At 67.7% G+C, this 12933-nt stretch carries 12 protein-coding genes; 6 read left to right on the forward strand and 6 right to left on the reverse strand.

The annotated features are described in order from the left end of the window. Positions 1-30: 30 nt before the first annotated feature. Positions 31-1212, reverse strand: coding sequence for a geranylgeranyl reductase family protein (locus MHN84_RS07390; protein ID WP_241203991.1), 1182 nt, complete (start codon positions 1210-1212; stop codon positions 31-33). Between the two features lie 150 nt (positions 1213-1362). On the opposite strand from MHN84_RS07390, the gene MHN84_RS07395 reads away from it, so the two are divergent. Then, positions 1363-2100, forward strand: coding sequence for a TetR/AcrR family transcriptional regulator (locus tag MHN84_RS07395; protein WP_241203992.1), 738 nt, complete (start codon positions 1363-1365; stop codon positions 2098-2100). Positions 2101-2158: 58 nt separating this feature from the next. On the opposite strand, the gene MHN84_RS07400 is transcribed toward MHN84_RS07395, so the two are convergent. Both MHN84_RS07400 and MHN84_RS07405 read right to left on the reverse strand, forming a co-directional pair. Continuing rightward, on the reverse strand, positions 2159-2527 hold the full coding sequence (locus MHN84_RS07400; protein WP_241203993.1) for a DsrE family protein: 369 nt from the start codon (positions 2525-2527) through the stop codon (positions 2159-2161). A 126-nt stretch (positions 2528-2653) separates the two neighbouring features. After that, positions 2654-3721, reverse strand: a complete 1068-nt coding sequence (locus MHN84_RS07405; protein ID WP_241203994.1) for an alpha/beta fold hydrolase — start codon at positions 3719-3721, stop codon at positions 2654-2656. A 172-nt stretch (positions 3722-3893) separates the two neighbouring features. On the opposite strand from MHN84_RS07405, the gene nrdF reads away from it, so the two are divergent. Further along, positions 3894-4856, forward strand: coding sequence for a class 1b ribonucleoside-diphosphate reductase subunit beta (gene nrdF, locus MHN84_RS07410; protein WP_255730095.1), 963 nt, complete (start codon positions 3894-3896; stop codon positions 4854-4856). A gap of 8 nt (positions 4857-4864) precedes the next feature. Here the strand turns inward: nrdF and MHN84_RS07415 are convergent, their stop codons facing one another. Further along, entirely contained in the window at positions 4865-6379 is a 1515-nt protein-coding gene (locus MHN84_RS07415) for a GAF domain-containing sensor histidine kinase (RefSeq protein ID WP_241203996.1), read from the reverse strand. Positions 6380-6451: 72 nt separating this feature from the next. Here MHN84_RS07415 and MHN84_RS07420 point away from each other — a divergent pair, with 72 nt between their 5' ends. Beyond that, entirely contained in the window at positions 6452-6820 is a 369-nt protein-coding gene (locus MHN84_RS07420; protein WP_241203997.1) for a response regulator transcription factor, read from the forward strand. Here the strand turns inward: MHN84_RS07420 and MHN84_RS07425 are convergent. After that, a complete protein-coding gene (locus tag MHN84_RS07425) occupies positions 6802-7455 on the reverse strand; it encodes a response regulator transcription factor (RefSeq protein WP_241203998.1) in 654 nt (217 codons plus the stop codon). The two genes, MHN84_RS07420 and MHN84_RS07425, sit on opposite strands and share 19 nt — an antisense overlap. A 122-nt stretch (positions 7456-7577) precedes the next feature. On the opposite strand from MHN84_RS07425, the gene MHN84_RS07430 reads away from it, so the two are divergent. Genes MHN84_RS07430 through MHN84_RS07440 form a run of 3 tightly spaced genes read left to right on the forward strand, consistent with a single transcriptional unit; the run spans position 7578 to position 11271 of the window. Then, complete coding sequence (locus MHN84_RS07430; protein WP_241203999.1) at positions 7578-9746, forward strand: xanthine dehydrogenase family protein molybdopterin-binding subunit; 2169 nt, start codon at positions 7578-7580, stop codon at positions 9744-9746. After that, entirely contained in the window at positions 9743-10282 is a 540-nt protein-coding gene (locus MHN84_RS07435; protein WP_241204000.1) for a (2Fe-2S)-binding protein, read from the forward strand. The genes MHN84_RS07430 and MHN84_RS07435 overlap by 4 nt, the downstream gene beginning before the upstream one ends. Continuing rightward, entirely contained in the window at positions 10276-11271 is a 996-nt protein-coding gene (locus MHN84_RS07440; protein ID WP_241204001.1) for a xanthine dehydrogenase family protein subunit M, read from the forward strand. Before MHN84_RS07435 ends, MHN84_RS07440 begins: the two co-directional genes overlap by 7 nt. Here MHN84_RS07440 and MHN84_RS07445 read toward each other — a convergent pair. Then, positions 11268-12863: an APC family permease gene (locus MHN84_RS07445; RefSeq protein ID WP_241204002.1), complete on the reverse strand. Its 1596-nt coding sequence runs from the start codon at positions 12861-12863 to the stop codon at positions 11268-11270. The genes MHN84_RS07440 and MHN84_RS07445 overlap by 4 nt on opposite strands. Positions 12864-12933 lie beyond the last annotated feature (70 nt).

Below are 12933 nucleotides of genomic sequence, written 5' to 3' on the forward strand. Positions count from 1 at the left end.
GCGGGGCGCCGACGTTGCGGCGGGGTGGTTTCAGTAGGTGTGCTGGGGGCCCTGGGCCTTCTTGTACAGAGCCTTGAGCATCCGGTCGCGGAAGAAGGCGTTGTCGATCAGCTTGATGCCGTTGTTGGCGACCGCGGGGATTCCCGCGAGTTTGTGGAAGTACCTGCCACGCTTGTACTCCCGGCCCCATGCGGCTTCCATGCGCTGGCCGTAGTTGGTGAAGTCGTCCGGGCCGCCGTTGGTCAGCGCGGCGATCGCGCACTCACCGGCTGCGAGTCCGGATTCCAGCGCTTTGGAGATGCCAGCGCCGGAGGCGGGCTTGCCTGCGCCCAGCGAGTCGCCGGTGAACAGCACTCCCGGGCGCCACGCCGGCCACGCCGTGAAGCCCATGGGCAGCCGCCAGGCGCGCACGCTCTTGTTCTTCTTCAGCTCCTCGATGGGCGGCAGGTCCCATTCGCGGGGCAGCGTGCGCAGGAAGTCGCCGAGGAACTGCGTCGCGTTGATCGACTGCCAGTTCTTGTAGCTGTTGACGTAGCCCAGGCCGATGTTGAAGATTCCGTTGCCCATCGGGAAGACCCAGCCGTATCCGGGCAGCTGGTCACCTTGGAACTGCAGCTTGAGATAGATGTCGAGGCTGTCGGAGTCCGCGCGGTTGGCCGGCATCTCCGAGCGGATCGCGATCGCCGAATAGCCGTTGTACTCGGAGTCGATCTTCAGCGCTCGCTTGATGGGGGAGTAGGCGCCGTCGGCGGCGATCACCGCGTCGCCGTAGACCTTCTCGCCGCTCTTGAGAACCACGCCGATGACGCGTCCGTTGGCGTCGACCTCCGGCCCGGCCACCTCTGCGCCTTGGCGCACCTCGGCCCCGGCGGATTCGGCGTGCTTGAGCAGCGTCGTGTCGAGGTGCTCGCGGCTGACGGTGTGTCCGTGGTTGGGCATACCGGGCCGGGTCGGGAACGACAGTTCCCAGCGGCTGGGGCTGTAGACGGTCACCCTGTTGACCCGGTGGTAGGTGGCCACCTCGTCGGCCAGTCCCATCTTCTGCAGGTAGCTCACGGCGCGCGCGGTCAGGCCGTCACCACACGGTTTGGCCCGCGGGAACTGTGCCTTGTCGAGCACCACCACGTTCGCTCCGGTCTGGGCGGCCTGCCATGCGGCTGCCGATCCGGACGGCCCCCCGCCTGCGATGACCAGGTCGTATCGCTGCGTCATATCTCTCGTCTCGTTGCGCGGCTGTCGCTCGAGATAGTACCGATTCCGGGGCTCGCCGCGCGGCACGGCCGTGATGATGTGTTCGTGACGCCCGCGCCGCGTCGCGCGGTCAGGGCAGGTCAGCCGTATTACACCGGGTAGAGTGACCGCGTGCGACGAGGGCCACGAGGGCGCGCAGCCGAAGAGCCGGGCGTCAAGGTGGACGCCCGCAGTGAACGCTGGCGCGAACACCGCAAGAAGGTGCGGTCCGAGATCGTCGACGCCGCGTTCCGGGCGATCGACCGACAGGGCCCCGAGGTGTCGCTGCGGGAGATCGCCGAAGAGGCGGGCACGGCCAAGCCGAAGATCTACCGGCACTTCACCGACAAATCGGATCTGTTCCAGGCGATCGGGCAGCGCATGCGGGACATGTTGTGGTCGGCCATCTTCCCGTCGATCAACGTCTCGACCGACCCGGCGCACACCATCATCCGCCGGGCCGTGGAGCAGTACGTGCGGCTGGTCGACGAACACCCGAACGTGATCCGGTTCCTGATGCAGAGCCGGTTCGCCGAAAGCGAATCGGCGATCCGCGCGGTGAACGAGGGCCGCGACATCACGCTGGCGATGGCCGACATGTTCAGCCACGAGCTGCAGGACATGGAGCTCGACGGTGCGGCGTTCGAGCTGGCCGCATTCGCCACGTTCGGGGCCGCTGCGTCGGCGACGGACTGGTGGCTGGGCGCCCAGCAGGACACGCCGCGACGGCTGCCTGCGGAGACGTTCGTCGACTATCTGACCACGATCATGCTCGGCTCGATCAACGGCACCTGCGAGGTGCTGGGCATCCGGATCGACCCGGATCTGCCGCTGCACGAAGGCGTCACGCGGCGGGAACAGGTCGCCTGAGGGCGGCCGCTCAGCAGCGCGGCGCGGACGGCCACGGCGACGTCGGCGCCGCATCGCTTCAAAAGCTGAATGTCGTTGCCCCATCGCCGATCCACTCCCACAGCTGCACAGTTCCACCGGCCTCTGCACCCTCGATGAAGGTGGCCGGGTCCAGCTTCTTGGCGTTGATGCACAGCGGACACACCAGGTAGCGCCCGCCGGCGCTGCGATAGCGCTCGATCAGCTCTGACAGCGGCGGGCATCCCTCACAGGCCGTGGCGACGGCAACGCCCGCCACCACCAGCCGGACGGCCTCTTTGGCCAGGAACATCATGGTGGGGCGCCCGGACTCCGCGGCGCCGACGGCGACCAGGAAGGCGACGGTCACCTTTTCGGGGTCCTCCAGTCCGGTGGTCACCGTCAGTGCGGCTTTGCGGTCGGTGTTCATCTCGTCTCCCTTGTGAGCGGTGTGCTGACACAGGGAACGTTAGGAATTCGTGGGTGTCGCGGAATCGGTGTCGACCGCCGACTTCGGGTGGGTGTTCGGCGGCGACGATGGCGGCCGGCACGCAGGTCAACGGCTGAGCAGGCGGGCGACGGCGGCCGCGCGGGCGGACCTGCCCGCCACGCCCAACTTCGTGTAGACGCTGGTCAGGTGACGCTCGACCGTGCGGATCGACAGGGCCATGGCGGCGGCGACTTCCGCGTTGTCCCGGCCCTGACTCACCAGGCGCAGGACCTCGAGCTCGCGGCTGGTCAGAGTCTGCAGGGCGGCAGGCGAGCTGGGTGGGTGCAGGCCCTCACCGGCGAGGAACGCGGTGACTTCGGTGACGAAGACCTCCCAGGCGGGCTCGTCGGCGAGGGTGATGTGGTTGGCGCTGTCGAGCGCGACGAGCCGCGCACCGCTGATCCGCGCCGCCAGCTCCCGCCCATCGGCGAACGGGTTCATGCGGTCGCCCCGAGCGTGGACCACCAGCGTCGGCGCGGTGATCCGGCTCAAGTGCGCACCCACGTCCACCTCCGCGCGAGCCGCGCGCGAACGCATCGCATTCTCCGTCGAGGTCGCCCGCGCCTGCAGGTCGTCGAGCCAACCGGCCTGAACTGGTGACGCGCCCGGGATCATCAGGTCGGTGAAGACCCGGCGGAACGTACTCTCGGGCCGCGCCCACCCCACTTTGATCAATTGCTGAAAAGCGTGTTCCAGGTCGACGGCCTCATCGTCACGGCGTGCCACGCCATAGGTGCCGTAGAGGATGAGGCGGCTCACGCGGTCCGGGTTGTCCGCGGTGTAGGCGATGGCCACCGGACCGCCCTGCGACATCCCGATCATGGCGCAGCGCGGTACCTCCGCCGCGTCGATGACGGCCGCCAGATCGGCGACGCGGGTGGGCAGACTGAAGTCGGTGACGTTCCAGTCCGACATGCCGAAGCCGCGCTCGTCATAGCGTATGACCGTCGCGATACTGCCCAGATCCCGCAGGAAGTGCTGCCACACCGGGCTCTCCCAGTCGAACTCCAGGTGACTGAGCCAGCACGTGGTGAGCAGCAGCGGTGGGCCGCTGCCGTGTATTGCGTACGCGATGCGGGTGCCGTCCGCACTGCGGCAGAACCGCACCTCCTGTGGCGGCGCGCCCGATGACATGGCGGTGAGCCTAATGACCGATGGCGTCCCCGAGGTGAGGATGCGACACGCCACCACAAGATGTGGCGTCGGAACCCGTTTTGCGACCCAACAAGTTGTACTGTCGGTGGCGGCCTGTAGAACAGCTCACACAGGTGAAATCCGGCGAAATGGGGTCCAGGTGTCCGAGGGAATGAAGCTGATCGACCGTGTCTCCGCGATCAACTGGAACCGCCTGCAGGACGAGAAGGACGCCGAGGTGTGGGAGCGCCTCACCGGCAATTTCTGGCTGCCTGAGAAGGTGCCCGTGTCCAATGACATCCCGTCGTGGAACACGCTGACGGCCCACGAGAAGCAGCTCACGATGCGGGTCTTCACCGGACTGACTCTGCTCGACACGATCCAGGGCACCGTCGGCGCGGTGAGCCTCATCCCCGACGCGCTCACGCCGCACGAGGAGGCGGTGTACACCAACATCGCGTTCATGGAGTCGGTGCACGCCCGCAGCTACTCCAACATCTTCTCGACGCTGTGCTCGACCGCGGACATCGACGACGCGTTCCGCTGGTCCGAGGAGAACCCAAACCTCCAGCGCAAGGCGGAGATCGTCATGCGCTACTACAAGGGCGACGAGCCGCTGAAGCGCAAGGTGGCCTCCACCCTGCTCGAGAGCTTCCTGTTCTACTCCGGGTTCTACCTGCCGATGTACTGGAGCAGCCGGGCCAAGCTCACCAACACCGCCGACATGATCCGGCTGATCATCCGCGACGAGGCCGTGCACGGCTACTACATCGGCTACAAGTTCCAGCGCGGTCTGGCGTTGACCGACGAGAACACCCGCCAGGAGCTCAAGGACTACACCTACGAGCTGCTGTTCGAGCTGTATGACAACGAGGTCGAGTACACCCAGGATCTCTACGACGAGGTCGGGCTGACCGAGGACGTCAAGAAGTTCCTGCGGTACAACGCCAACAAGGCGTTGATGAACCTGGGCTACGAGGCGCTGTTCCCGCGCGACGAGACCGACGTCAACCCGGCGATCCTGTCGGCGCTGAGCCCCAACGCCGACGAAAACCACGACTTCTTCTCCGGGTCGGGCAGCAGCTACGTGATCGGCAAGGCCGTGGTCACCGAGGACGAGGACTGGGACTTCTAGAACGCCCGCTACGACAGCGCGGGCTCGGCAACCGGGATGGTCGCGGTGATGCGGGTGCCCTCGCCTGGCGGGCTCGTCAGGGTGAGCGAGCCCGAGAGGGCCTCGACGCGGTCTCGTAAACCCATCAGACCCGAGCCGGCCCCGGCGGCGGCGCCACCGATGCCGTCGTCGCAGACCGACAGGCGCAGCGCCCGGTCCTCGAGCCTGGCCTCGATGGTGACCACCTCGGCCTGCGCGTGCTTGGCGGCATTGGTCAGCGCCTCTGCCGCGAGGTAATACGCCGCCACCTCCACGGACTCGGGCAGCCTGCGGTCCACCTCGACGGTCAGCTCGACCGGCACGGTCGAGCGGCGTGCCAGCGCCTTGAGCGCAGCCGGTAGTCCGCCTTTGGAGAGAACGGCGGGATGCATTCCGCGGGACAGCTCCTGCAGGTCCGAGTAGAGGTCTGCCAGGCCGGCCACCGCTGCGGACAGCTGATCGCGGAGGTCGTCGGTGCCGGCGGCCGCCTCAGCGGCGCGCAGCTGCAAGCTCAGCGACACGATTCGCTGTTGGGCGCCGTCGTGGAGGTCGCGCTCGAAGCCGCGGCGTGCCTCGTCGGCCGCCGCGACGAGCCGGGCCCGCGACGCGGTCAGCGCCGCCCGCGTTTCAGCGTTGGCGATGGCGGTGGAGATGAGATCGGCGAAGTCGCCGACATGGGCGTCGAGGTCCGCAGCGATCGCCTCGGAATCCAGACACCCCACCAGCAGCGCGCCGCGCACTGCGCCGTCCACGATCAACGGAACGCCCGTGGCCGACCGCACCCACAGGGCGCGCAACCGGTTCGCGATCGGGCCGGTCGCCTCGTCGTAGTCCTCGATCCGGGCCGGTGCGCTTAGCCGGCGAATCCTGGTGCTGACGCTGTCCCCGGCCATGGGGAGCCGCTCGCCCGGCGACAGACTGGGTTTCCCGGGCCGGTCGCATGCGGCGAGCACCACGCAGGTGTCGTCGGGTTCGAATCTCAGCAGTGTGACCTGATCGACGGCCAGGCTTCGCGCCAGCTCGGTGACCGCGACTCCGAAGACTTCCGGGGGATCGGCGCCGCGCGCGACCAGGGTGGCGACGCGACGCAGCGCGGCCTGCTGCGCAGCGAGGCTGTCGGCCTGCCGCCGGCGTTGCTCGGCCTCGGCTGCCCGCACCCGCGCCTGCCCGACCAGCGCGTTGGTGAGCAGTGCCAGCGTCAGGAAGATCGCCACCGCGGGCGCGAGGCTGTCGCGGCCCTCGAGATGCAGATAGGCGTACACCGCCGCGCTCGCGAACGACGTCGCGACGGCGAGGCCGAAACCCCAACCTGCGGAGACGACCAACACACCCAGCAGCAGTAGGGCCCCGAAAGCGTTCATGGGCGCAACCCGTTTGAGCGCGACGACGGCGAGAACCTCGGCGACGAGGAACGCGCAGGCCACCACGATGCCCGCCCCGAGCGGACGGGCTGTGGGTCGCACCACCACGGACAGCAGCGTGGTAGTGAGCGAACGCCAGGTCACCGGCCGATCGTAGTGGCAAGGATTCCCGTTAACCGGAATGCCGACGCGAGCGCGCGTAGGCACACTAGAGGGATGACCGGTGTGCGCTGTTTGATCGTCGATGACAGCTCGTCATTCCGCGACGCCGCACGTGCCATGTTGGAGCGCGCCGCTTTCGTCGTGGTCGGGACGGCGGCCGGCGCGCAGGAAGCGGTCGAGAAGGCTGACGCGCTCCACCCCGATGTTGCTCTGGTCGATGTGAACCTGGGCGCCGACAGCGGATTCGACGTCGCCGAGCGGCTTTCCGGCACCGCGGTCATCCTCACCTCGACCCACGACGAGCAGGATTTCGCCGACCTGATCGAGGCGAGCCCCGCGCTGGGGTTCCTTCCCAAACTGGCGCTCTCGCCGACGGCGGTGCTCACCATGCTGGGCCGCGTGGGTCAGCGGGATTCCAGGTAGAGGATCACCGCGCGGACGCGGCGGTGGTCGTCACCGGTCTCGGGCAGGTCGAGTTTGGTCAGGATGCTGCGGACGTGCTTTTCGACGGTGCCCTCGGTGACCCACAGACGGCGGCCGATACCGCCGTTGGACAGGCCCTCGGCCATCAGTGTGAGGACCTCGCGTTCGCGGGCGCTCAACGCGGCCAGCGGGTCGTTGCGCTTACGCGCACCGACCAGCTCGGCCACCAACGCCGGATCGACCACCGATGCGCCGTTGGCGACACGGTGCACGGTGTCGATGAAGTCGTCGACGTCGGTGACGCGAGTCTTGAGCAAGTACCCGATCGCGTGGCCACCGGCCAGCAGTTCCATGGCGTGGTCGACGTCGACATGCGCCGAGAGCACGACGATGCCGATCCCTGGTGCCTCCTCGCGGATCACCCGCGCGGCATCAAGCCCCTCCGTCGTGTGGGTGGGCGGCATCCGGATGTCGACGAGCACCAGGTCGGGCTCCTCGGTGCGGACCAGCCCGAGAAGAGCCGACGCGTCTCCTGCCTGGCCGACGACCTCCAGGCCCGAGCGTTGGAGCAGGCTGGCCAGCCCCTCGCGCAGCAGCACGTCGTCGTCGGCGATCGCGATCCTCAGAGCGCCCATGGTCTGACATTCTGACATCGAGCCGACATCGGCGTGGTCGCTGCGGTCTGGGTGCCAGCGGTAAGTGTGATGTCCGGTCAGCATCTACGCATCCCGTGACCGAATGCACGAGACTGGTGGCCATGCAGCGATCGATCGGTCAACCCGTGTCGCGAGTCGAAGGAAGGCAGAAGGTGACGGGCGCGGCGCGCTACACCGCGGACACTCCCGTCGACGACCCCACTTTCGCGGTCCTGGTGCAGGCCACGATTGCGCATGGCCGCGTAACCGCCGAGTCGATGGCCGCCGCGGCCGCCAGGGCCGCGAACGCGCCGGGGACCATCTTCGTGCTGACGCCGCTCAATTGTCCTCGATTGCAATCGATTCCGAAGGACATGACGTGGGATCTGCCGCTGGAGCGCCGCCCGCCGCTGTCGGATCTGACGGTTCAGCACGTGGGCCAGCACCTGGCGATGGTGGTGGCCGACTCACCGGAGAACGCCACCTACGCCGCGTCGTTGATGAGCTTCGACTACGAGGTGTCGCCCGCCCAGCTGAGCGCCCGGCAGGTGCTGGCCGAGCCGGGCGTCCCCGACGACGGCCCCGTCCGGCACGGCGTCTACCGGCCAGACCACTTCGTGAAGCTCGACGAGGAGAAGTTGCAGGACCACCGGGGTCCGGCGGACGAACCCGCCGGCGTCCGAGTCGAGTCCACCTACCGCACCCCGATCAACACCCACTATCCGATCGAGCTGTCGGCGACGGTCGCCAGGTGGGAGGGTGAGGACCTCGTCCTGCACGACAGCACCCGATGGATCACCGGCGAACGACGCGCGGTTGCGGCCTATCTGGGGATCGCCGAGGATCGGGTTCGGATTCTCTCGCCGCTGGTCGGTGGTGCGTTCGGCAGCAAGAGCTTCTTGTGGATGCACGTGGTGCTGTGCGCGGTGGCAGCGCGTGAGATCGGCCGGCCGGTCAAACTGGTGCTGACCCGCGATCAGATGTACACCTCGACCGGTCATCGGCCGCGCACCGAACAAACGGTGAGGCTGGTGGCCGACGACGCCGGCGCCATCACCAGCACCGAACACCACACCCTGACCGAGACCTCTACCGTTGCGCACTTCTGCGAGCCCGCCGGTCTGTCCACTCGGCTGCTGTACCGCTCACCACGAATGAGTGTGTCTCACACCGTCGCCCGCATCAACGCGCCCACCCCGTGCTTCATGCGCGGGCCGGGTGAGGCACCCGGCCTGTTCGCTCTCGAGGTCGCGATGGACGAGCTCGCCGCCGCGACGAACCAGGACCCGCTGTACCTGCGGATCGCGCATGTGACCGATCGTGACCAGACCAACGGAAAGCCGTGGTCGGCCGCCGATCTCGCACAGTGCTACCGGACCGGGGCGCGCCGGTTCGGGTGGGACGACCGACCGTCAGCACCGCGATCGTTGACGCGCAACGGACTTCCGATCGGATGGGGGATGGCCACGGCGACCTATCCGGGCCGGCGCATGCCGGCGAGCTGTCGGGTGCAGACGCTTCCCGACGGGCATGTGCGGTTCAGCGCCGCCACTCACGAGGTGGGCACCGGCGTGCGCACCGTCATGACCCAGGTCGCCGCCGACACCACAGGCCTGCCGCTGGATCGGGTGAGCTTTCATTCCGGCGATTCGTTCTTCCCCGACGCCCCCTACAGCGGGGCGTCGCAGACGACGGCCACCGTCGGCTCTGCTGTGTACGCCGCGGCCTTGGAATGGACGCGCCGGCTGGGCGGTCGGGCATTCCCCACCGACAACGTCACCCCCGAGCTGGCAGCAGAACTCACCTTCACGGCGACGAGCGACGGCGCACCGGACGGTGGCGCGGTCTCGCAGTCCTTCGGTGCGCACTTCTGCGAAGTCGAGGTCGACGAAGCGCTGGGTCGGGCGACGGTGACCCGCTGGGTGGCGGTGATGGACTGCGGGCGCGTGCTCAACCCGAAGCTGGCGGCCAACCAGGTGATGGGCGGCATCACCTTCGGGCTGGGCATGGCGCTGCTCGAACAGGTACCGCACGACCCCATGACCGGAGCGCCCCTGGGCGAGTACTACGTACCCACCCACGCCGATCGACCGGAATTCGACATCACCTTCCTCGAGCATCCCGATCACGAGCTCGATCCGATCGGTGTGCGCGGCATCGGGGAGATCGGCGCGTGCGGGGTGCCCGCCGCCATCGCCAACGCCATCCACCATGCCACCGGAAAACGGTTGCGCTCCCTACCCATCGTCGTGGAGGACCTGATGGAATTCGGTACGGAAGGACAGCTGTGAGCACCTGTGCGCATCGTGTCCAGCTCACCGTCAACGGTGCGCCGCACGAGATCGACATCGACATCCGCTCGACCCTGCTCGACGTGCTGCGGGAACGGTTGCTGCTGACCGGGACGAAGAAGGGGTGCGATCACGGCCTCTGTGGCGCGTGCACGGTCGAGGTGAAGGGCCGCCGGGTGTTGAGCTGCCTGACGCTGGCCGTTTCCATCGACGGCGCAGAAGTCGACACGGTCGAGGGGATCGCCGACGGGGACACCCTGGACCCGTTGCAGCAGGCGTTCATCGACCACGACGGCTTCCAGTGCGGGTACTGCACACCGGGTCAGCTGTGTTCGTCGCGGGCGGTGCTGCGCGAGTACGCCTCGGGTGATCTGTCGGCGGCGTCTTTCGAGGGACCGCACGAGGACGTGGTGTCGGGCCCGCCCCGGCTGACGGAGGCCGAGATCCGGGAGCGGATGGCGGGCAACATCTGTCGGTGCGGCGCGTATGCGAACATCGTCGCCGCGATCAGCAGCGTGCACGGGCAGCCATGCTGACCTTCACCTACCACCGCGCGGTGACGCTGGACGACGCGGTCGGGCGCGCTGCCGGCGGTGCGCGCTACTACGCGGGCGGTACGAACCTGCTCGATCTGATGAAAACCGGGGTCGAACATCCCGACGCGCTCGTCGATGTCGGTTCCCTGGCCCTCGATTCGCTGTACGCCACCGAGTCGGGTGGTGTGCACATCGGCTCGGGGGTGTCCAACAGCGCGGTCGCCAACGACCCGCTGGTGCGGGCGTCGTATCCCATGCTCTCGCAGGCCATTTTGTCGGGAGCGACCACGCAGATCCGCAACATGGCCACGGTCGGTGGGAACCTGATGCAGCGCACGCGCTGCCCCTACTTCATGAACCCGGAGTTGCGCGGCTGCAACAAGCGCGACCCGGGGACGGGCTGCGCCGCCGTGGACGGGTTTCATCGTGAACACGCGATCTTCGGCGCCGCGGCGGCGTCAGGTGCGTCGTGCATCGCCGTGCATCCGTCCGACATGGCGGTCGCGCTCGCCGCGCTGGATGCCGTCGTCCACGTCACCGGGTCCTCGGGTTCGCGGTCGATTCCGATCGGCGACTTCTTCGCCCTGCCCGGCGACCGGCCGCAGCGCGACACCACTGTGGCGCCGGACGAGCTGATCACCGCAGTCGAGGTACCCGCCAGCGAATTCGGCAGGCACAGTTGGTATCTCAAGGTCCGCGATCGCCACAGCTATGCGTTCGCGCTGGTGTCGGTCGCAGCGGGCCTCGACGTCGTCGACGGGGTGATCCGATCGGCGGCGGTGGTGCTGGGCGGCGTCGCGGCCACCCCGTGGCGGGTGCCGGCGGCCGAGGCGGAACTGGTGGGCAATCCGCCGGGACCCGAGGTGTTCGCGGCGGCCGCGCGCGCCGCCGTGGCGGGCGCGGAGCCGTTGAGTCAGAACGCCTTCAAGGTGACACTGGCCCACAACAGCGTCATCCGAGCATTGACGCGCGCCGCTGCACGCGCCTAGCTGCGCTCGTGGGCGTCCTCCATGACCGTGCGTCCGATCTCGGCGTAGGTGTCGGGCTTCGCATAACGCAACCACAGCGCGTACGCGATGCCGATCACGAACACCGCGAGGATGAAGAACGGCGCGTTCTTGAACACCAGTGAGTTCGCCGCGTACCCGGCCGCGAAGGCCCGGTTGTCCCACAGCAGCCACACGACATACGCCATCGCGACGCCGCCGAGCAAGGGGCAGACCAGGGTGGTGATCACGTTGCCGCGGTGGGTCTTTCGCACCCAGAAGTACCAGATCACCGCGATCGAGCAGATGGCCTGCACCAGCAGGATCGCCGCGGTGCCGATCAGGGCGAGGAGGCCGTAGATGTTGACGTACGGCACCAGCGTCGGGGTGTCGACCGGCACGCCATCGGCGTCGGGCACCTGCACGGCGGTGAACACCGCGAACAGCAGGACGATCACCAGCGTGATCACGCTCTGCACCGCCGAGGAGATGTAGGGAGAGCCGTGTTTGGGGTGCGCGGCGCCGAGGGTGGACTTGACCGCGTTGACCGGGATCTCGCGGCCGAGGGCGAACAGGTACCGCGACGCTGCGTTGTGGAAGGCCAACGCACAGGCGAACGAGCCGATCACCAACAGGATCTTGTACACATCGAGCAGGAATCCGCCGAGATTGGCATGCACCAGGTTGAAGAACAGATCGAGCGGCGACGAGCTGATCGACGCCTCGACCGACGTCTTCGCACCGTTGCCGGCCAGCACCATCGCGGAGATGAACGTGTAGAACAGGCCCAGTCCGATCACCGCGATCAGCGTGGCGCGCGGGATGATCTTCTTCGGGTTGCGCGATTCCTCGCCGTAGACGGCGGTGGTCTCGAAACCCACCCAGGACCAGAATGCGAAGAACAGACCGATCGCCATCGAGCCGGCGGCCGCGGCCGTGCCGAAAGCACCCTCGGGCAGGCTCTCGAACGCATTGTTGAGCAGCACGGTCTGATCGAGCATGAACCCGTCGGGTCCGCCGCCCTTGGCGATCACGGTGAACGCCAGCGCGAACAGGATCAGAACTTCGGACACCAGGGTGACCCCGAGGATCGCGGCGGTGAGGCTGATGTGGAAGTGGCACAGCACCCCGATGACCACGATCGCGGCGATCGCGAACACCAGCCACGGAATGTCAACTCCCACAATGGTGTTCACGGCGTCGTTGGCAAAATAGGCACAACCGCCGATCAGGGAGCCTTCGAACACCACGTAGGCGAAGGTCGCCAAGAAGCCGCTGGCCATACCCCACACCTGCCCGAGGCCGTGGGAGATGAAGCCATAGAACGCGCCGGTGGTGGTGATGTGTTTGGCCATCGCCACATAACCGAGGGCGAACAGTGTCAGGGCGATCGTGGCGAACAGGAAGCCGGCCGGTGCGCCGAGACCGTTGCCGAAACCGACGGCGATCGGCACGTTTCCGGTCATGGCGGTGATCGGTGCGGCGTTGGCGACCGCCATGAAGATGACCGCGACCATGCCGATCGCGCCCTTCTTCAACCCCGCGGGCGCAGCGGTGGTGACTGCAGCGGGTTCAGCTGCGGATTCGGTGGCCATCGCGTCTCCTGGATACGTGATCAGTGCGAGAACGGCCCGCCCGCAGGCGGACCGAACGACAGCGTCGCAC

Source organism: Mycobacterium sp. PSTR-4-N (assembly GCF_022348085.1).
Classification (GTDB): Bacteria; Actinomycetota; Actinomycetes; order Mycobacteriales; family Mycobacteriaceae; genus Mycobacterium.